An 18,093-nucleotide genomic window follows, 5' to 3' on the forward strand; every position below is an offset into this window, starting at 1 on the left:
ACACGAGGTAAGGAAATCCGACCCGGGAGGCGGAGGTCATGTTCAAGCAGCTTTGTCCCGAGACCGAACGGCTCGACCCGCTGCAGCTGCGTGCGACCTTCTGCCGGGTCCAGGTGTTGATCGTCGACGACAGCGCACTGGTCCGCCGGTTGATCACCGCCCAGCTGGAGGGCACCGGTCGCTTCGACCTCGTGATGACGGCCGGCGACGGCAACGAGGCGATCGGCCTCGCCGAGTTGATGCAGCCCGACGTGGTCCTTCTCGATCTGTCGATGCCCTTCCTCGGTGGTCTCGAAGCCCTGCCGCTCGTGCTCTCCGTCGCCCCGCACGCGCGGGTGATCGTGATGTCCGGCTCGCCGTCGGACGAGATGGCGGTCCGCGCTCTGGCCGCGGGCGCAGTCGGCTATCTGGACAAGGGGCCGCAGCTGCACCTGCCGGCCGTCATCGACGCCGTTCTGGGCGCGGCCTGAGGGGTTTGTCCACAGGCCTCCCGCCGCCCCGCCGTTTCGGGGCAGACTCCTGCCTTCGCTGACATCGGGGGTGGCCATGGAGCAGCACGATTTCGAGTTGCGGTTGGAGGGGACCGGCGAGGAACGCGGGGCCCTCCGGCTCGATGCGCTGAGTGAAATCTGCCCGGCGGCTGCAGGAGCTGTCGCGGCGGGTCGCGCGCCACGTCGCGGGCGGGCCGGAGGTCGGTCGCACGCCGGACCATCCGGCCGCGGTCGGTCGCCTTGTCCTGCGGGAATCCGGGCCGGCAGCGCTGCGGGCTTGTGGGCAGCGCCCTCCTGACTCCGGAGGGGTAGGCAGGAGGACGCCGCTGAGCGCTTACCTGTCGCCGGGAGGGGTGTCGCGCAGGCGGGCGCTGAAGGCGGCGAATGTCCGCCTTGTCGTAGGAGAGTTGGTGCCGCGTCGTCGAGGCCGGCCGCTTCGCGAGCGAGAGCCCTCGCCACTCCTGCTGCGGCCGGATCGGACGGGACTCGATGTCGGTGGGTCAGGCGCCGGGCGGGGCGAAGAACTCCAGCGGCAGGTTGTCGGGGTCGCGGAAGGACAGGCCGGACCCGTAGGGCGCGTCCACGATGCCACCGTGCTTGATGCCGAGGCCGTCGAGGTGCTTCTGCTGCAGCTCGAGGGCGGCGCGGTCGGGGCAGCCGAAGGCGAGGTGGTCGAGACCGACGCGACGCTCGTCGAACCGGGTCGCATCGGTCCCGCTGGGGAACTGGTGCAGACCGATCAACGTCCCGTCGATGGCCCAGACGACGTGCCGGAACGGGCCGGTGTCCTCGTCGAGGACCGGTTCGGCCCCGAACAGGGCGGTGTACCAGGGGACGCTCACGGACAGGTCCCGGACGGTGAGAGCGACGTGGGTGATCGAGGGGAAGGACATAGTAGGGCTCCTGAGGTGTCGGGGTCGCTTGGCAGTTCGACCTTTACCCCTGCACCCGGCCATGATCAAGTGCAGGTTCAATACCGACCCGCCCAGATTCTGGGCTGGGCACCTCACCGTCCGGGCAGCGCCGGCACCTTGTGTGTCCCCACGGCCGAGCCGCGGGCCTTCAGCGACAGCACGAACGCCAGCACCTGCGCGACGGCGGCGAACAGCTCGCCGGGGATCTCCTGCTCCACCTCGCACGCCTTGTAGAGCGCCCGGGCCAGCGCGACGTCGGAGACCATGGGCACCCGGTGCTTGGCGGCCTCCTCGCGGATCCAGGTCGCCACGTGACCTGAACCCTCGCACGACGTCGCCGTTGGCGATCTTGCTCATCATCCGGTTGCGGCTCATCGCATCTGCTTGGACCGGATCGCGCCCTTGAGGGGGTTCATCCCCTTCCACTACGGCTTGAGGTTCTTCGTCGCCAGGTGCACCCCCCTGCGCCGCCGAGGTGATGAAGGTGACCACAGCCAGGCTCCTTCTGGCCCGGAGTTGAGGACCAACGGCCAGGTCGATAAGAGGACCGAAAAGTCATCGGTGGGGACGGGACCTTCGACCCTGGGAGGGCCTTGCGGCCTCGGCTTCACTCGAATGGCGGTCGACGGCACCCGACCGCCGCTCACTCTGGCGGGTGAGAGAAGAGGTTGCGCGAGGGCCCGGATCGCTGCGGTCGATCCGGGCCCTCACGTCATAACGGCCGCCACGTCAGCAGCCGGCGCGCCGCCTTCCCTGGCCGATTCACGCCTTGCGGCCCGGTCCGAACGGGGGCGCGACCTCCTTGCGCTGATCACCGGCGGAATGACAGACCCGGCGGACCCGGCGGACCCGGCGGACCCGGCGGACCCGGCGGACCCGGCGGACCCGGCGGTTGGGCGGGAATGGCCCGACCCGGCTATGAATCCGGCTAGACCTGCCCCGGTGGCCCTGCTGCGACGCCGGCCGATGCCCAACGGTCGAAGGCCGCGCGGAGCTGTCTCACCCGGTCGCGGCTGCCGTCGAGTGAACCGGCTGCGGCCAGGAACTCCAGCTCCCGCGAGATCGACTCCATCCTCAGTGCCCCGACACTTGCGGCGGCGCCCTTGATCGCGTGCGCAAGCCGGGTGACCTCCTGGGCATCGCCGGTGCCGATCGCGGCCTGAAGGTGGGTCAACCGGTCCTGGGCATGTACCCGGAAGCCTTCCAGGATTGAGGCGACGGCCGCGGGTCCGATCCGGCCGATGAGGGTGGAGAGCGCCTCCTGGTCCACGTCGTGCCCGGGATCGGTGATCTCGTCGGGTTGCTCGCGCCGTGGCCGGGCGGCATGGCGGGCCAGCGCAGCATCCAGATCGGACAACACGAGGGGCATGGACAGGTGGTCGGTCAACCCCGCCGCCAGCCAGGACTCCCGCCCACGTCCGAGATCGCCGGACATCACGATCACCGGCAGGGGGCGGTGCTCACCGGCCCGGCGCTGCAGCTGCGCGGCCACCTCGGCCGCGGTCAGGTTGGGCAACTGATCGGCGAGCAGGACGGCCGCGTACCTGCGGGTCCCGGCCAGGGCCACCCCGATGCTTCCGTCGGCGGCCACGTCGGCGCGGTATCCGAGCCACTCGAGCAGATGCCGGACGAGTTCCTGGTCGTCGCGATCGGGGTCGATGACGAGAATCGGCGGTTGTTCTGGTGACTGGCCGTCGGAGGTGTCGCCGAGGGCCTCGCGCAGACGGGCCGGCAACGAGCCCGCCCGGAGATGCTTTTCCACGAAGCCGCACGCGCCCAGCGCGCCCGCGGTCCTGGAGAACTCTCGTCGGCCGAACCCGGACAACACCACAACCTGGGTGGAGGGCGAGGCGGCCAGGATCAGCGGGAGGGCTTCCAACCCACCCATGCCGGGCATCGCCAGATCGAGCAGCATCACCTCGGGCCGGTAATGGCCGGCGATCTCGATGGCTTCCTTTCCGTCGGCGCCCTCGGCGCAGACCTCGAAGCCGCGGTCGCGCTCAAGCTCCGCGCGCCACAGGGATCGGACGTCTTCGGAGTCGTCGATGATCGCGACTTTTCGCATGGCGTCTCCTTTCGGCGAGCTCAGGAGTCCCGCCATCGGCAGGATCGGTCGGCACGAGCGCGCCTGTGAGGGGGCATTGGTCCTGACAGGCATCGAAGGAGCGGGACGAGGACGGGACCTTCGGTCCTCGATGCGGGCGTGCCCATGGCCGACAACACGGACATCAGCGCAATTCGGTCCCGAACCCTCAACAACGAACGAGGAACAATGACGAGTGCCGGCCAGATCGACGGCGGTGTCGAGCAGGCCCTGTTGCGGTCGGTACTCGACAACGTTCCCGCGCCGATCGCCTACTGGGACCGCGCCCGACGCAACGTGGTGGCCAATCGCGCCTATCTCGACTGGTTCGGCAGAACGCCGGAGCAGGCCCGAGGCCTGCATATCCGCGAGGTGCTCGGGGAGGTGCTCTACCGGCGGAGCCGGCCGCACATCGACGGCGTCCTGGCCGGGGTGGCCCAACAGTTCGACCGCACCGTCGTTGATCCGTCGGGCCGGGTGCGGCATTCGCAGACGTCGTATGTCCCGGACCTGGACCAGGACGGCGCGGTGCGAGGCTTCTACTCCCTGGTCAGCGACGTCACGGCTCGCGTTCACGCCGAGGCCGATGCGGCGACGATGCGGCTCGACCTCACGTCGAAGGCGACCACCGATCCGCTGACCGGGCTGGCCAACCGCCGCGAACTTACTCGGCGGGGAACTGCGGCGTTGGCGGAATGCGCTGCGGGGGGCGGCCCGCTCGCCCTGCTCGTCCTGGACCTGGACGGCTTCAAGGCGGTCAACGATGCCTGGGGTCACGCCGCGGGTGACGCCGTGCTGGTGCAGATCGCGGGCCGACTCACTGCGAGCCTTCGTCCGACCGACCTGGTGGCCCGCGTGGGCGGGGACGAGTTCGTGGTGGTGATACCCCACATCGGATCCGCCGCCGCCGCGTCCCGGGTCGCGGACCGGTTGATCGCGGCGGTGCGTACACCCGTCGCCCTGGGCTCCTGCCCATCCGGACCGATCTCCCTCGGGGTCAGCGTCGGCGTGGTCGTGGTCGGTCCAGGTCCCGGGCAGGCCAGCCTGGATCAGCTGATGGCGGAGGCCGACCGCCGGATGTACTGCGCCAAACGTGAGGGTGGCGCGCGCTGGTCGGGCTGAATCTGATCCCAGTCGGTTCGGGACTTTGGTCCAGTCATCCTCGCCGGATGACGAGCCGATGAGATCAACACGGGCGCCGAAGCGCCGGTCTCGCCTCATCGTAGGCAGCAACGCTCTCGACCCGCTTGGGGTGGCGGAATGAAGTACGCGGTGCGCGTTCTCTCGGGAGCGGTGCTGGGCGTTGGCCTTGCCGTCCTCGTCGGCTGGTACTTCCACCTGGACACCTTGACCTCCCTGGTACCGGGCTACGCCTCGATGAAGCCGAACACGGCGCTCGGACTGGCGGTGCTGGCGGGCGGGGACATCTGGTACGAAGCGAACCGGCCGTCCGGGGCCTGCTTCGCCGTTCGGCTGCCCGTCGCTCGCGAGCCCGTTTCCCTGCCCCGGGCCCGGCGTGAAGGAGCAACGAGGTGAACCCGCTTCCTGTGGCGGAGTCCGTCGGTGACCTGCCTGGAGCGTGCCCGGGCCAGGCCGCGGCCGACGCGGCGCTGGCGGCTGCGTTGCCGATGTTGGCCGAGCTTTCCGGCGCGACCACTGTGCTGGTGGTTCGCCCGCGCGGCGAGGGCGAGATTGTCGCGATGCGCGTGGGGCCCGACCTGGACCCCGACGCACTGGCGAGTGGCCGGACCGCCACCCGGCCGTTGCCCGGCAATGCGGGTGACGTGGTCGCGGCCTGGGTCCACGAACCGGACGAGCCGTGCCTGATCCGGCTGGAGCTGGCGCTGACCATCGTCACCGAACGCCTCGCCCGTCTGAACGCCGAGGACCAGCTCATGGATCTGACGGCACGTATGAACAGCGCCCAGCAGCTGGCCAACATGGGCGACTACGACTGGCACATCGCCAGCGACACCAACCGGTGGTCGGATCAGCTCTACCGCATCTACGGCCATGAGCCGCAGTCGTTCAACCCCTCCTACGAACTCTTCCTGGCCCACATCCATCCGGAGGACCGGGACCGGGTCGCGGCGGTCCACCAGCACGCCTATGCCACCGGCGAGCCGTACGAGATGGTCGAGCGCGTTGTCCGGCCGGACGGTGGGGTCCGCTACCTGTCGTCCAACGGCCAGGTCGTCCTCGACGAAGCCGGCCGGCCCACCCGGATGCGGGGCACCTGCATCGACATCACCGACCGGGTCCTGGCCGAGCAGGCCCGCGAACGCATCGCGGCCCGCTTTCGCCACATGGTCGATTCGTGTCCCGACGCGATCCTGGTGCTCGATGTCCAGGGCCGGATCGTGCAGGGCAACCGCCGCGCCCACGACCTTCTGGGTGGCGACCCCACCGGCAGGAGAGTCGAGGAGATCGCACGCGGGCTGCGCGTCGACGGCCAGGGGATCGAGGCCCTGGGCCTCGACGGTCGGCCGCTGAGACTTGACGTGATCACCGCCGAGCTCAGCGGGTCGACGGGGAATTCCTGCTCGCGGTCTACCTTCGCGACGCGTGCGTCCGCCTCGCCAACGAAGCACATGCCGCCGCCCTCCGGGAGGTCCAGGTGCGCCACCGCCAGGCGCTGGAGATCAACGACGACGTCGTACAGGGGCTGACGGCCGCGGTCCTGGCCATGCAGCAGGGAGACCTCGCGGGGTCCACGTCCTATCTGGAACGGACGTTGTCGGCCGCTCGCCGGCTGATGAATGGTTGGTCGCAGCCGAGTGGAGACCACCCGCTCCTACCGGGAGATCTGGTACGCACGCTCGCCTCATCGCTCCACGGCCCAGCGGCTGCAGCCGTCACCAATAGTCCCCCCGGGTCGGTGGCGCCGGGGTCGGCGCCCACGATCCTGGTGGTGGACGACAGCAGCGACGTCCGAACACTGCTGTGCGCCCAGCTGAGATCCATGGGGAAGTACGAGATCGTCGGACAGGCAGCCGACGGCAAGGAGGCGGTCCGCCTGGCCGCATCCCTGCAGCCTCAGGTAGTCCTCTTGGACCTTTCGATGCCTGAGATGGACGGCTTGCAGGCGCTCCCGTTGATCCTTGAGGTCGCGGCCGGCGTCCGAGTCATCGTGATGTCCGGTTTCGATCAGCGCCGCGTGGGTGCTCAGGCGTTGGCCGCCGGCGCGGTTCGCTACATCGAGAAGGGCTTGCGCATGGACCTGGCCACCGTGATCGACGAAGTCCTGGCGGTGGCGGAGGCGCCCTCCGTCCGGGTTTCCGGGGCGCCGGCGCAGCTACGGTGGTCCACTTAGGGCGTTTCGGCCGCGAATACCTCGAGTTGGTCGTCGCGGATGCCGAAGATCCAAGGAATGCACGGGCATCGAAGTCGGCGCCCGAGCCATGACGGGGAAAGGAATCCGTACAAGTGGACACCTCCGAGCAACTGTCGGGCGACGCCAGCCCCATCACCGTCTTCCTGCTGGACGACCACGAGATCGTCCGGCGCGGCGTGGCCGACCTGTTGAACTCCGCCCCCGACATCACCGTGGTCGGCGAAGCCGGCACCGCCGCGCAGGCGCTGGTCCGCATCCCCGCCCTCAAGCCGCAGGTCGCGGTCCTGGACGCCCGGCTGCCCGACGGCAGCGGCATCGACGTCTGTCGTGACATCCGCTCGGCCATGCCCGAGGTGCGCTGCCTGATCCTGACCAGTTACGACGACAACGACGCGATCTTCGCCGCCGTGATGGGCGGCGCGGCCGGCTATCTGCTCAAGGAGATCCGCGGGACCAACCTGCTGGACGCGATCCGCCAGGTCGCCGCCGGCAAGTCCCTGCTGGACCCCTCCGTCACCGAGCGGCTGCTGGCCCGGCTGCGTGACGGCGCCCCGACCGACCCGCGAATGGCCTCGCTGTCCGAGCGGGAGCGGGAGATTCTCACCCTGATCGCCGACGGCCTGACCAACCGGCAAATCGGCGAGCGCCTCTTCCTGGCCGAGAAGACCGTGAAGAACTACGTCTCCGCGCTGCTGGCCAAGCTCGGCATGGAGCGGCGCACCCAGGCCGCGGTCTACGCCGCGGAGCTTCGCAAGTCGTAGCCCGGGAATAGCGCGGCAGCTACTATTGTCCGTACAAATGGCGCGCAGCTGACGCCAGATGTCCGGGAGGCCTGCATGATCCTCGACCAGTACTACCTCTCCTGCCTGTCGCAGGCGTCGTACCTGGTCGCCGACCCGGGCTCGCGCCGGGCGGCGGTGATCGACCCGCGCCGAGACGTCAAGGAGTACCTGACCGACGCCGAGGCGCAGGGCCTGAGCATCGAGCTCGTCATCCTCACCCACGTGCACGCCGACTTCATCCCCGGCCACACCGAGTTGGCCGAGCGCACCGGCGCCGAGATCGCGATGGGCGAGGTCGCGCCGGTGCAGTTCCCGATCCGCCGCCTGCGCGACGGCGAGCGCATCACCCTCGGCGACCCGGAGACCGGCGTCGTCCTCGAGGTCCTGGCCACCCCGGGCCACACGCCGGAGTCGATCACCCTGGCCATCTACGAACACGGCTCCGATCCGGCGCCGCACTCGATCCTCACCGGCGACACCCTCTTCCTCGGCGACGTCGGCCGTCCCGACCTGCTCGGCGCCGCCGGCCGCACCTCGGCGGAGATGGCGCGCGAGTTGTTTCAATCGTTGCGCGGCAAGATCCTGCCGCTGCCCGACGAGGTGCTGGTCTACCCCGGTCACGGTGCGGGCAGCGCGTGCGGCAAGGCGCTCTCGACCGACACCGTCTCGACTCTCGGCGACCAGCGCCGCACCAACTACGCGCTGGCCCCGATGAGCGAGGACGATTTCGTCGCCGTCGTCACCGACGGGCTGGGCGCGCCACCGGCGTACTTCGCCGACGAGGTGGCGGTGAACAAGGTCGGTCACGTGCCGTTCGACGAGGATCAGCCGGTGCCCCGGACCGACGGCACCACCGCGGTCCGGCGCCAACAGGCCGGCTACCTGCTGCTCGACGTCCGCGACGACCAGGCTTTCGCCGCCGGGCACCTGAAGGGCTCGGTGAACGTCGGGCTGTCCGGCCGGTTCGCCGAGTACGCCGCCGCGCTGCATGCCCCGGAGCAGCCGGTGATCCTGGTCGGCTCCGACGAGCAGAACGCCGAGGCGCGGCTGCGGCTGGCCCGGGTGGGCGTGGACCAGGTGACCGCCCAGGTGAACGAGAGCATCCTGGTCGAGAGTCCCGAGCTGGTCGTCGCTTCCAGTCGTCTGACGGCCAGTCAGGCCGCGGAGGCGATCAAGTCCACGCCCGACCTGCAGGTCGTCGACGTGCGCGGGCCGGGGGAGCACAAGGCCGGCGCGCTGCCCGGCGCGGTCAACCTGTGCGTGACCCGATTGCGCACCACGCTCGACCAGCTGGACCCGGCCAAGCCGGTGCTCGTGCACTGCGCCGGCGGCTATCGCTCGATGGCGGCCGCCAGCCTGCTCGAGGCCAATGGCTTCCACGACGTCTCCGACGTCCTCGGCGGCTACACCGCCTGGGCTGCGGACCCCTCCGCCGCCTAGGCGGAGCCTCACCCGCGCAGGCGAATCGAGGGGTGAACCCGCGCTCGCCCACTGGCGGGCGCCCGGCGCCGCCGTAGCCTGAGGAGATGACGTCGCCAGTGCACTCCCAGGGTTCTCGGCCGGCGACCTGCCCGATGCGGCTCGTCCTCGTCGACGACCACCAGATGGTGCTGCACGGGCTGACGGCGATGCTCGCCCACTTCGACGACGCGGTCGCCATTGTCGGCACGGCTACCTCCTACGATGCCGCCCTGCTGGTCGCCGCGCAGACCGACCCCGACATCGTGCTGTGTGACGTCCGGCTGGCCGGCGCGAGCGGCATTGATCTGTGCCAGGCGATCTCCGGACTGCACCCGGAGATCAAGGTCGTGCTCCTGACGGTCTACGACGACGAGCACTACCTCTTTCAGGCGCTGCGCGTAGGTGCGGCGGGATACATCCTCAAGCGGGTCGATGCGGCCGAACTGGTCGCACAGCTGCGCCGCGCGCGCGAAGGGGAGATCGTAGTGGACCCCGCCCTGGCCGGGCGGGTCGCGCTCTCGGCGGCCCGGATCCACGCCGGCGAGGTCTGGCCGGGCGCGCACCTGGGGTTGACTCACCGCGAATCCGAGGTGCTGGCCCTGCTGGTCTCCGGACACTCGAACAAGGGCGTCGCGGCCAAGCTGGTGGTCAGCGAGGACACCGTGAAAACCCACATCCGCGGGCTCTATCGCAAGCTCGGGGTGAGCGATCGCAGCGGGGCGGTCTCGGTCGCCCTGCGCGAGGGCGTCTTCCAATGACGGAGGTGACGGATGCGGCGGGCCTCGCCGCCCGCCTCGGCGCGGACGCGGTCGTGATCTTCGGCGGTGACGGCGACGACCTGTTCGTGGCCGACGCAGCCCCGGGCGACCCGAGGCTGGCCGAGGCGCTTCGCATTCCGATCGGGTTCGGCGTGACGGGACGGGTTGCGAGCACCGGCCGCCCGGTCCGTATCGATCGGGACTCTCCACGCAATGCGCTGCACCGTCAGCTGATCGGGCTGGCCGACGGCGATCCGATCAGCCGGGTGTGTGCCCCGATCCCCGGCCTCTACGGCGAGATCGTCGGCGTGCTGGCCGGGTACCGGTCGGTCGATCGGCCGTTCACCGAGCCGGAGCTGGGCACCGCGAGCGAGCTCGCCTCGTCGCTCGGCCTGCGCATGCACACCGAGCAACTGTGGCTCGCGGTCCGCCGGTACCGCGATGATCGGGACCTGCTCATCGCCCAGGCGATCGAGGCCCAGGAAGGCGAGCGTCGGCGCATCGCGTTCGACCTGCATGACGGGGTCATCACCGTGCTGGCCTCGACGGCGTTCCACCTCAACGCCGCCGCGCTGGCGGTGTCGGGTCCGGGGGACGCATCGGCCGCGCTGGCCCAGATCGCCGAGGCCCGGCACCTCGCTGATCTGGCCTACCACCAGACCCGGGCGGCGGTCACCGGCTTGCACAGCCTCGTGCTGGACGACCTCGGTCTGGTCGCGGCCCTGGAATCGCTGGTGCGGACGGTGGGCCCGGCCGGGGGCACCGAGGTCGAGCTGCTGGCGGACCCGGCCCAGGCGCTCGGCGAGATTCCAGATCATGCGGCCTCCGCGTTGTACCGCATCGCCCAGGAGGCCCTCGGCAATGCGATCCAGCACTCCGGAGCCTCCCGGATCCTGCTCTCCCTGCAGCGAGTACCTGGCGCGCTGGTCCTGGCCTGCACCGACGACGGCACCGGGTTCGATCCGGTCGAGCGCAAGGCGGCCCGCGCTGCCGATGCCGACCCCGCCCGCCAGCACTTCGGGCTGTCCTCGATGGAGCAGCGCTGTGCGCTGCTCGGCGCCGATCTGCGTCTGGAGTCGGCTCCCGGTCGGGGCACCCGCGTCATCATCGAGGTGCCGCTCGCGGGTTAGGGCAGGACAGCGCGCCGTTGCTCCATCAGGCGCAGGATCATCGGCGTGAAGATGAGTTGCATGGCCAGCTCCATCTTCCCGCCGGGGGCCACGATCACATTGGGCCGGGACATGAACGAGCCGTTCAACATCGAGAGCAGGTAGGGGAAGTCGATCTCTCGCGGTTCGCGGAAGCGGATCACCAGGAAGCTCTCGTCCGCGGCCGGGATGTGCCGCGCGATGAACGGGTTGGACGTGTCCACCGTCGGCACCCGCTGGAAGTTGACATGGGTGCGCGAGAACTGCGGACACATGTAGTTGAGGTAGTCGGGCATCCGTCGGAGGATCGTGTCCACCACCGTCTCGTTCGAGTAACCGCGGGTGGTCTTGTCCCGGTGCAGCTTCTGGATCCACTCCAGGTTGATGATCGGCACGACGCCGATCAGCAGGTCAGCGTGCTGGGCCACGTTGACCTCGTCGGTGACGACAGCGCCGTGCAGCCCCTCGTAGAACAGCAGGTCGGTACCGTCGGGGACGTCCTCCCAGTCGGTGAACGTGCCGGGTTCCTGCCCGTAGGGCGCGGCCTCCGCCTCATCGTGCAGGTACCTCCGGGTTCGGCCGGTCCCGGTCTCGCCGTAGGCCAGGAAGAGCTCGGCGAGCTCCGCGAACAGGTTGGAACCCGGGCCGAAGTGGGAGAAGTGGTTGTTGCCCTGGCCGGCCGCTTCGGCCGACTCCTTCGCCATCTCCGCACGGTCGTACCGGTGGAAGGCGTCGCCCTCGACCACAGCGGCGGTGACGCCCTCGCGCCGGAAGATCTGCTGCACGGTGCGCGTGACCGAGGTCGTCCCGGCTCCGGAGGAACCGGTGATCGCGATCACCGGGTGTCGGATCGACATGGGCCCTAGACCCGGAAAAGGGATCGGTTGTTGAACAGGGAGAAGTCCTCGGCCGACCCGCTGAGGTCCTCGCGGTGGTATCGCTCGATGCGGTCCACCTCGGCGCTCGAGCCGAAGATGAACGGGATCCGCTGGTGCAGCGCGCCTGGTTGCACGTCGAGCACGCGGCCCCGCCCGGTGCTGGCCGATCCGCCGGCCTGCTCGACGATGAACGAGATCGGACTGCACTCGTACAACAGCCGCAGCCGTCCAGCCGAGCGGGCGTCCTTGCTGTCGGCCGGGTAGAGGAAGACCCCGCCCCGGGTCAGGATCCGGAACGTCTCCGCGACCAGCGAGGCGACCCACCGCATGTTGAAGTCCCGCTCCCGCGGGCCCGCCCGGCCGACCAGGCACTCGGCCACGTAGCGGCGCACGGGGGGCTCCCAGAACCGCTCGTTGGAGGTGTTGATCGCGAACTCGGACGTGTGCTCGGGAATCCGGATCTGAGGGTGAGTCAGGATGAAGGTGCCCAGCTCGCGGTCGAGGGTGTAGCCGTCCACCCCGGACCCGGTAGTCAGGATCAGCATGGTCGCCGGTCCGTACAGGGCGAAGCCGGCACAGACCTGCTCGGTGCCCGGCTGGAGGAAATCCGCCAGGGCCGGCTCGGCGCCGGGGTTCGGGGTCCGCAGGATCGAGAAGATGGTGCCGGTCGGGATGTTCGCGTCGATGTTGCTCGACCCGTCCAACGGGTCGAACACCAGCAGGTACTGCCCACGCCGGAAGCGCGTCGGCACCGGATAGAACGTCGCCAGCTCCTCAGACACCATCCCGGCCAGGTACCCGCCCCACTGCGTTTCGGCGATCATGATCTCGTTGCTCAGCACGTCCAGGCGTGCCTGCGCCTCGCCCTGGACGTTGAGGGTTCCCGCCGCGCCGAGCGACCCGCCAAGCGCCCCCTTGTTGACCTGCAGGGCGATCGCCTGCACCGCGATGGTGATCGCCTGCAGCAGGCCGGCGAAGTCGCCGGGCGAGCCCGGACCGTCGGGCCCGACCAGCTCCTCGAGCGCCGGCGCGGCGACGCTAGGCATGGGCGGACACCAGACGCGACCCGTCGGCAGTCATCTCGGGGACGGTCGTGGTGCCGGTCGCGGCGGCGGCCCGGGCGCAGTTGGCCGCCAGCGCCGACTGGGCCGCCGGCACCGCAGCCGGATCGCCATGCCACGTGAGCAGCGCGTCGTTCACCAGAGCCCGGCCGAAGGAGAACGACAGCCGCCACGTCGTGTCGTTGCGGTCGGCGGCCTCCGCGGTAATGGCGGTCAGGTTGGCGCAGGCGCGCTCATTGCTCTGTCCGCCGGAGAGGGAAAACGACGCCCGGCACGGCGGCCGGCACCGCGCCCCGCAGCACCCGGACCGTGCGCGCGGCGATGTCCTCGGGAGTCGACTCCTCCTCGTTGTCGGCGAAGCCCGCGACCACCATGTTGGTCTTGAGTACCAGAGCCTGCGGATCGACGCCCATCAGGGCCAGGTGCTTGAACACGTTGGTGAGGACATTGGAGGTGACCGCCTGGCACAACGCGATCTCGTGCGCCCCGTCCATCAGGATCTCGGGCTCGACGATCGGGACCAGCCCGCACTCCTGGCACAGTGCCGCGAAGCGGGCCAGTGAATGCGCGTTGGCCCGCACGGCGCGCTTGCTCAAGCCGTTGGGGTCGAACACTGCGCGCCACTTCGCGAAGGTGGCCCCCAGTTCGCGGTACTCCAGCAAGCGCGGACGCAGGCCGTCGAGCCCCTCGGTCACCATCCCGCCGTTGGCGAACGGGAGGGGGGACGTCCCGGTATCCACCTTGATGCCGAGCCGGATGCCGCGTCCGGCGGCAGCGACCGGGAACGGCGTGCCGTCCGCCAGCGTCTGGCGCAGCGTCTCGTCGCAGACGATCATCCCGGAGATCCAGGCGGACAGCCGGGGTGTGGTGAGCAGCAGTTCGCGGTAGTCCCCCCGGGACTTCGCGGTCGCTGGCACCCCGGCCGCCGCCAGCCTCTTCGACATCGTGGCAACGCTCTCGTCCGCAGCCAGGATCCCCGCACCGGGGCGGACCAGATCAAGGGCGGTGTTCGGCAAGTTCGTCATGGCCCGACGCTAGGGACGGGGCGCCAATGGGCACCTCACCCCTGCGAGGGGTGACGCGGGTGAGTGCCGGTCCCGGGCGAGCGCCTGACCGGCGACCTCACCCCGGCCACCGCCCCGCGGGGTGAGCCCCTCCGGTGCCGGTCCGCCTAGCGTCGGGTGATGACACATGAGCACAACGGCACCGAGCCGCGGCGCTGGGATCCAGGCGTCCACAGCTACGCGAGCATGGGCTACTACGCGCCCGACTACGAGCCCAAGCCCACCGATGTGCTCGCGATGTTCCGGATCACGCCGCAACCCGGCGTGGACCCGCTCGAGGCGGCCGCGGCCGTAGCGGGGGAGTCCTCAACCGCGACCTGGACCGTGGTCTGGACCGACCGGCTCACCGCCAACAGCCACTACCAGGCCAAGGCCTACCGGGTGGACCACGTGCCCGGGCGCGCAGGCGAGTACTTCGCCTACATCGCCTACGACCTCGACCTGTTCGAGGAGGGTTCGATCGCGAACCTGACCTCGTCGATCATCGGCAACGTGTTCGGCTTCAAGCCGCTGCTGGCCCTGCGGCTGGAGGACATGCGGATTCCGGTCGCCTACGTGAAGACCTTCCAGGGGCCGGCCCACGGCATCGTGATGGAGCGCGAGCTCCTGGGGAAGTACGGCCGCCCGCTGCTCGGCGCCACGATCAAGCCGAAGCTCGGCCTCTCCGCGCGCAACTACGGCCGGGTGGTTTACGAGGGCTGCCGCGGCGGGCTGGACTTCACCAAGGACGACGAGAACATCAACTCGCAGCCGTTCATGCGTTGGCGGGACCGGTTCCTCTACTGCATGGAGGGCGTGAACAAGGCGGTCGCCGACACCGGCGAGCTCAAGGGTCACTACCTCAACGTCACCGCCGCCACGGTCGAGGACATGTACGAGCGCGCTGAGTTCGCCAAGGAGCTCGGCAGCGTGATCGTGATGATCGACCTCACGGTGGGGTACTCGGCGATGCAGTCGATGGCGAACTGGGCGCGCCGCAACAGCGTCCTGCTGCACCTCCACCGCGCGGGACACGGCACCTACACCCGGCAGAAGACCCACGGCGTCAGCTTCCGGGTGATCGCGAAGTGGTGCCGGCTGATCGGCGTCGACCACGTCCACGCCGGGACGATCGTCGGCAAGCTCGAGGGCGACCCGGCGACGACCAAGGGGTTCTACGACGCCCTGCGGCTCGACCATGTCCCGACGAACCCGGCCAACGGCATCTACTTCGACCAGGACTGGGCGAGCCTGCCCGGGGTAATGCCGGTGGCCTCCGGCGGCATCCACGCCGGGCAGATGCACCAGCTCGTCGACCTGCTCGGCGAGGACACCATCCTGCAGTTCGGCGGCGGCACGATCGGGCACCCGATGGGGATCGCCGCGGGAGCCGAAGCCAACCGCGTCGCGCTGGACGCGGTGGTCAAGGGCCGCAACGAGGGGCTGGACCTGATCAAGGAAGGCCCGGACATCCTGCGCCGCGCGGCCGCGATCAATCGCCCGCTGGAGGTCGCGCTGGCCACCTGGGGCGACGTCACCTTCGACTATGCCTCGACCGACGCCCCTGACGGCGTCCCGACCCCGAGCCGCTAGGAGTTCCGACATGCACCTGCGCCACGGAGCCTTCTCCTACCTGCCCGAACTGACCGACGACGAGATTGCCGCCCAGGTCCGTTACGCGCTGGGAAACGACTGGCCGGTCTCGATCGAGTTCACCGACGACCCACACCCGCGCAACGTGTACTGGGAGATGTGGGGCCTGCCGATGTTCGACCTCGACGAGCCCGACGGGGTGCTGCGCGAGATCAACGAGTGCCGGGCGACGTACCCGCAGCACTACGTGCGGGTGCAGGCCTACGACGCGCGGCTGGGTCGGCAGACCACCGCGTTGAGCTTCCTGGTCCAGCGGCCCGCGCACGAGCCAGGGTTCCGGCTCGACCGGGTCGAGGTGCAGGGACGGGTGCAGCAGTATTCGATGCACTCCTATGCGACCCAGGCACCGGCCGGGGAACGGTACGGACGGTGAACTCGGCGTTCGGTCTGGAGCGGCCGGGCGTCGGGCCGGCGCCGGCGCCGGCACCCGCCGGGGAAGACGGACCGGCGACGCCGGAACTGCTGCCGGACGACGCCAAGGTGAGCCTCGACGACGACGATGCGTCCGCCCAGGTTCTCCAGGTGCTGGCCCGCCTCGACACCGACCTGATCGGCCTGGCTGCGGTCAAGCGCCGGATCCGGGAGATCGCCGCGCTGTTGATGGTCGACCGGGCGCGAGCCCGGTTCGGGCTCAGTGCCAGCAAGCCGTCGCTGCACATGAGCTTCGCCGGGAGCCCGGGCACCGGCAAGACCACCGTCGCCCTGCGGATGGCCGAGATCCTGCACGCGCTGGGCTACCTGCGGCTGCCCAAGGTCCACGCGGTGACACGCGAGGACCTCGTCGGCCAGTTCATCGGGCACACCGCACCGAAGACCAAGGAGGCAATGGCCAAGGCGGCCGGGGGCGTGCTGTTCATCGACGAGGCCTACTACCTGCACCGGCCGGAGAACGAGCGCGACTACGGCCAGGAGGCCATCGAGATCCTGCTGGCGGAGATGGAGTCCGAGCGGGGTTCACTGGTGGTGATCTTCGCGGGCTACCCGGACCGGATGGGCGCCTTCTTCGCGTCCAACCCGGGGCTGAGCTCGCGGGTGGCGCACCACATCGAGTTCGCCGAGTACAGCGCGGGCGAGCTGGCCGAGATCGCAGAGCTGATGGTGGCCCGGGATCACTACGTGTTCGATGCCGCGGCCCGCGGGGCGTTCACGGAGTACCTCGATCTGCGGATGGCGCAGCCGCAGTTCGCCAACGCGCGCAGCGTCCGCAATGCGCTGGAGCGGGCCCGGCTGCGGCAGGCCAACCGGCTGGTCCAGGCCGGCGGTGCGGTGACCCGCGACGACCTGATGACCCTGACCGAGGCCGACATCCGCGGGAGCCGAGTGTTCGGCCGATCCTGAGCGGCTCAGTCGCCGCGTTCACTGATGGGCGTGACGCTTCGCTCGTCCTGGAGCCCGGTCGGGGAGTGCCAGTACGGCGAAGCAGCGCGACCCGTCATAGGGGAATGGCGGCGAACCGGCCTGTTGGCGCCGAGCGCCCACGCCAGCGTGAACGCGAGTGATGCCCCGGTACCCGTCAGGCACATCGCCCATGCGGACATATTCGATGACTCGACCACGGCGGCCTTTCCGATGTTGGGCCCATCACGTTGTCAAGCGCCCGGCCTCGGCGCCTCCCCCGGTGGGGTGGTCCGGGGGAGGAGAGCGAGGTCGCCCGTGCGAGGTCGGCGGGCTAACTCAGGATCGTGACCAGGTCCGCGACGCCGAGGGCGAGCACGCCGGCGGTGATCAGCAGCAGCGGCCTTGTGGGCACGTGCGCGTAGCGGGTCTTGTCGCTGTCGGCGATCTCGTCGGCCCGTAGCCGACCGAGTACCGCGACCATCAATGCCAGCGCCAGCGACAGCGCAGCGGCGGTGAATCGGGCCGGGCCGCCCCCGCCCGGATCGCGGACCACCAGGAGCGCGCCGTGCGCAATCAGCGCCAGCGCGGTGCGGTCCCAAGCCATCAGCGTCCGTTGGGACGGCCAGCCGGGCAGCTGAGCTCGGGGTCCCGAGATCGGCGTGAGCTTCATCGGGCCAGGAGCACGACGACCGCGACGCCCACCGCCACCACGGCGAGCCCGAGGTAGATCGGGTCGCGGGAGGCGGCCAGATTTTCGTGCTGCTGCATCGCCTGCTGGACCCGGTGCCAGCGTCGGATGCTGGCCAGCACCACAGCGATGCCGAGCAGCGCGAGCGCGAAGCCGATGCCCTTCTCGGCGTTGTCGGCGTCCTCGCCGCTCGCGGGGACGACGTGCACCAGGGCGACGGCGCCGGCGAGCAGGCCCAGTGCGGTCCGCAGCCAGGCCAGGAACGTGCGCTCGTTGGCCAGCGTGAACCGGTAGTCGAGGTCGTGCCCGTCCTCGCGCGGGGGTTGTCCGGCGTCCATCCCACCTCCTGGCCGAGTCCTGAGGCGGCCCGCCTCCGAGGGAAGCGTGGCACGACCGGCAAGGCTGGTGGTGTGGCCGCGCCGTACGGTCTATTGTACGTACAATTGCGCTACCCCGACCGC

At 70.0% G+C, this 18,093-nt stretch carries 21 protein-coding genes; 12 read left to right on the forward strand and 9 right to left on the reverse strand.

Features of this window, described 5'->3' with window-relative positions; translation table 11 throughout:
- The first annotated feature begins 38 nt into the window (after positions 1-38).
- Positions 39-470, forward strand: a complete 432-nt coding sequence (locus tag H0X00_RS02015; RefSeq protein ID WP_293767019.1) for a response regulator transcription factor — start codon at positions 39-41, stop codon at positions 468-470.
- Positions 471-991: 521 nt separating this feature from the next.
- Here the strand turns inward: H0X00_RS02015 and H0X00_RS02020 are convergent.
- The 3 genes from H0X00_RS02020 to H0X00_RS02030 all read right to left on the reverse strand — a co-directional run bounded on the left by H0X00_RS02020 (position 992) and on the right by H0X00_RS02030 (position 3,470).
- Entirely contained in the window at positions 992-1,384 is a 393-nt protein-coding gene (locus H0X00_RS02020) for a VOC family protein (RefSeq protein WP_293767020.1), read from the reverse strand.
- A 113-nt stretch (positions 1,385-1,497) separates the two neighbouring features.
- Positions 1,498-1,716 carry an EscU/YscU/HrcU family type III secretion system export apparatus switch protein gene (locus H0X00_RS02025; RefSeq protein WP_367186393.1) on the reverse strand — a complete coding sequence of 73 codons (219 nt, stop codon included), beginning with the start codon at positions 1,714-1,716 and terminating at the stop codon, positions 1,498-1,500.
- A 617-nt stretch (positions 1,717-2,333) separates the two neighbouring features.
- The gene (locus H0X00_RS02030; protein ID WP_293767021.1) at positions 2,334-3,470 is read right to left on the reverse strand and encodes a response regulator; all 1,137 of its coding nucleotides are present in this window, start codon (positions 3,468-3,470) and stop codon (positions 2,334-2,336) included.
- Positions 3,471-3,677: 207 nt separating this feature from the next.
- Here H0X00_RS02030 and H0X00_RS02035 point away from each other — a divergent pair, with 207 nt between their 5' ends.
- The 8 genes from H0X00_RS02035 (at position 3,678) to H0X00_RS02070 (ending at position 10,953) form a co-directional block, all read left to right on the forward strand.
- Positions 3,678-4,610 (forward strand): GGDEF domain-containing protein, encoded by a 933-nt coding sequence (locus H0X00_RS02035; protein ID WP_293767022.1) that lies wholly within the window; start codon positions 3,678-3,680, stop codon positions 4,608-4,610.
- Positions 4,611-4,748: 138 nt separating this feature from the next.
- The gene (locus H0X00_RS02040; protein WP_293767023.1) at positions 4,749-5,024 is read left to right on the forward strand and encodes a hypothetical protein; all 276 of its coding nucleotides are present in this window, start codon (positions 4,749-4,751) and stop codon (positions 5,022-5,024) included.
- Positions 5,021-6,157 carry a PAS domain-containing protein gene (locus H0X00_RS02045; RefSeq protein ID WP_293767024.1) on the forward strand — a complete coding sequence of 379 codons (1,137 nt, stop codon included), beginning with the start codon at positions 5,021-5,023 and terminating at the stop codon, positions 6,155-6,157. The genes H0X00_RS02040 and H0X00_RS02045 overlap by 4 nt, the downstream gene beginning before the upstream one ends.
- A gap of 242 nt (positions 6,158-6,399) precedes the next feature.
- Positions 6,400-6,801: a response regulator gene (locus tag H0X00_RS02050; protein ID WP_293767025.1), complete on the forward strand. Its 402-nt coding sequence runs from the start codon at positions 6,400-6,402 to the stop codon at positions 6,799-6,801.
- 113 nt (positions 6,802-6,914) lie between these two features.
- Entirely contained in the window at positions 6,915-7,583 is a 669-nt protein-coding gene (locus H0X00_RS02055; protein WP_293767026.1) for a response regulator transcription factor, read from the forward strand.
- Positions 7,584-7,658: 75 nt separating this feature from the next.
- Positions 7,659-9,044 (forward strand): MBL fold metallo-hydrolase, encoded by a 1,386-nt coding sequence (locus tag H0X00_RS02060; RefSeq protein ID WP_293767028.1) that lies wholly within the window; start codon positions 7,659-7,661, stop codon positions 9,042-9,044.
- Between the two features lie 86 nt (positions 9,045-9,130).
- Positions 9,131-9,823: a response regulator transcription factor gene (locus H0X00_RS02065; protein WP_293767029.1), complete on the forward strand. Its 693-nt coding sequence runs from the start codon at positions 9,131-9,133 to the stop codon at positions 9,821-9,823.
- Positions 9,824-9,828: 5 nt separating this feature from the next.
- Complete coding sequence (locus tag H0X00_RS02070) at positions 9,829-10,953, forward strand: GAF domain-containing sensor histidine kinase (RefSeq protein ID WP_293767030.1); 1,125 nt, start codon at positions 9,829-9,831, stop codon at positions 10,951-10,953.
- On the opposite strand, the gene H0X00_RS02075 is transcribed toward H0X00_RS02070, so the two are convergent.
- The 4 genes from H0X00_RS02075 to H0X00_RS02090 are packed head-to-tail and all read right to left on the reverse strand — an operon-like array spanning position 10,950 to position 13,935.
- The gene (locus H0X00_RS02075) at positions 10,950-11,828 is read right to left on the reverse strand and encodes a phosphoribulokinase (RefSeq protein WP_293767031.1); all 879 of its coding nucleotides are present in this window, start codon (positions 11,826-11,828) and stop codon (positions 10,950-10,952) included. The two genes, H0X00_RS02070 and H0X00_RS02075, sit on opposite strands and share 4 nt — an antisense overlap.
- A gap of 5 nt (positions 11,829-11,833) precedes the next feature.
- Positions 11,834-12,895, reverse strand: a complete 1,062-nt coding sequence (locus H0X00_RS02080; protein WP_293767032.1) for a class 1 fructose-bisphosphatase — start codon at positions 12,893-12,895, stop codon at positions 11,834-11,836.
- Positions 12,888-13,127 (reverse strand): class I fructose-bisphosphate aldolase, encoded by a 240-nt coding sequence (locus H0X00_RS02085; RefSeq protein WP_367186394.1) that lies wholly within the window; start codon positions 13,125-13,127, stop codon positions 12,888-12,890. The genes H0X00_RS02080 and H0X00_RS02085 overlap by 8 nt, the downstream gene beginning before the upstream one ends.
- A 16-nt stretch (positions 13,128-13,143) precedes the next feature.
- Entirely contained in the window at positions 13,144-13,935 is a 792-nt protein-coding gene (locus tag H0X00_RS02090) for a class I fructose-bisphosphate aldolase (protein ID WP_293767034.1), read from the reverse strand.
- A gap of 159 nt (positions 13,936-14,094) precedes the next feature.
- On the opposite strand from H0X00_RS02090, the gene H0X00_RS02095 reads away from it, so the two are divergent.
- From H0X00_RS02095 to H0X00_RS02105, 3 genes are all read left to right on the forward strand, one after another.
- Positions 14,095-15,546, forward strand: coding sequence for a ribulose-bisphosphate carboxylase large subunit (locus H0X00_RS02095; RefSeq protein ID WP_293767035.1), 1,452 nt, complete (start codon positions 14,095-14,097; stop codon positions 15,544-15,546).
- A 10-nt stretch (positions 15,547-15,556) separates the two neighbouring features.
- Positions 15,557-15,979 carry a ribulose bisphosphate carboxylase small subunit gene (locus H0X00_RS02100; RefSeq protein ID WP_293767036.1) on the forward strand — a complete coding sequence of 141 codons (423 nt, stop codon included), beginning with the start codon at positions 15,557-15,559 and terminating at the stop codon, positions 15,977-15,979.
- A gap of 86 nt (positions 15,980-16,065) precedes the next feature.
- The gene (locus H0X00_RS02105; RefSeq protein WP_367186395.1) at positions 16,066-16,944 is read left to right on the forward strand and encodes an AAA family ATPase; all 879 of its coding nucleotides are present in this window, start codon (positions 16,066-16,068) and stop codon (positions 16,942-16,944) included.
- Positions 16,945-17,275: 331 nt separating this feature from the next.
- On the opposite strand, the gene H0X00_RS02110 is transcribed toward H0X00_RS02105, so the two are convergent.
- Complete coding sequence (locus tag H0X00_RS02110) at positions 17,276-17,614, reverse strand: DUF202 domain-containing protein (protein ID WP_293767038.1); 339 nt, start codon at positions 17,612-17,614, stop codon at positions 17,276-17,278.
- The gene (locus H0X00_RS02115) at positions 17,611-17,970 is read right to left on the reverse strand and encodes a DUF202 domain-containing protein (protein WP_293767039.1); all 360 of its coding nucleotides are present in this window, start codon (positions 17,968-17,970) and stop codon (positions 17,611-17,613) included. Before H0X00_RS02115 ends, H0X00_RS02110 begins: the two co-directional genes overlap by 4 nt.
- Positions 17,971-18,093 lie beyond the last annotated feature (123 nt).

This window comes from Sporichthya sp., assembly GCF_013815995.1.
In the GTDB taxonomy this organism is placed as follows: Bacteria; Actinomycetota; Actinomycetes; order Sporichthyales; family Sporichthyaceae; genus Sporichthya.

Excerpts from the sequence above, each read along its gene's own strand:
- H0X00_RS02040 (WP_293767023.1), top strand. The coding sequence starts at position 4,749 with ATGAAGTACGCGGTGCGCGTTCTCTCGGGAGCGGTGCTGGGCGTTGGC.
- H0X00_RS02080 (WP_293767032.1), bottom strand. The coding sequence starts at position 12,895 with ATGCCTAGCGTCGCCGCGCCGGCGCTCGAGGAGCTGGTCGGGCCCGAC.
- H0X00_RS02115 (WP_293767039.1), bottom strand. The coding sequence starts at position 17,970 with ATGGACGCCGGACAACCCCCGCGCGAGGACGGGCACGACCTCGACTAC.
- H0X00_RS02075 (WP_293767031.1), bottom strand. The coding sequence starts at position 11,828 with ATGTCGATCCGACACCCGGTGATCGCGATCACCGGTTCCTCCGGAGCC.
- H0X00_RS02110 (WP_293767038.1), bottom strand. The coding sequence starts at position 17,614 with ATGAAGCTCACGCCGATCTCGGGACCCCGAGCTCAGCTGCCCGGCTGG.
- H0X00_RS02020 (WP_293767020.1), bottom strand. The coding sequence starts at position 1,384 with ATGTCCTTCCCCTCGATCACCCACGTCGCTCTCACCGTCCGGGACCTG.
- H0X00_RS02030 (WP_293767021.1), bottom strand. The coding sequence starts at position 3,470 with ATGCGAAAAGTCGCGATCATCGACGACTCCGAAGACGTCCGATCCCTG.
- H0X00_RS02065 (WP_293767029.1), top strand. The coding sequence starts at position 9,131 with ATGACGTCGCCAGTGCACTCCCAGGGTTCTCGGCCGGCGACCTGCCCG.
- H0X00_RS02060 (WP_293767028.1), top strand. The coding sequence starts at position 7,659 with ATGATCCTCGACCAGTACTACCTCTCCTGCCTGTCGCAGGCGTCGTAC.
- H0X00_RS02090 (WP_293767034.1), bottom strand. The coding sequence starts at position 13,935 with ATGACGAACTTGCCGAACACCGCCCTTGATCTGGTCCGCCCCGGTGCG.
- H0X00_RS02095 (WP_293767035.1), top strand. The coding sequence starts at position 14,095 with ATGACACATGAGCACAACGGCACCGAGCCGCGGCGCTGGGATCCAGGC.
- H0X00_RS02015 (WP_293767019.1), top strand. The coding sequence starts at position 39 with ATGTTCAAGCAGCTTTGTCCCGAGACCGAACGGCTCGACCCGCTGCAG.
- H0X00_RS02035 (WP_293767022.1), top strand. The coding sequence starts at position 3,678 with ATGACGAGTGCCGGCCAGATCGACGGCGGTGTCGAGCAGGCCCTGTTG.
- H0X00_RS02100 (WP_293767036.1), top strand. The coding sequence starts at position 15,557 with ATGCACCTGCGCCACGGAGCCTTCTCCTACCTGCCCGAACTGACCGAC.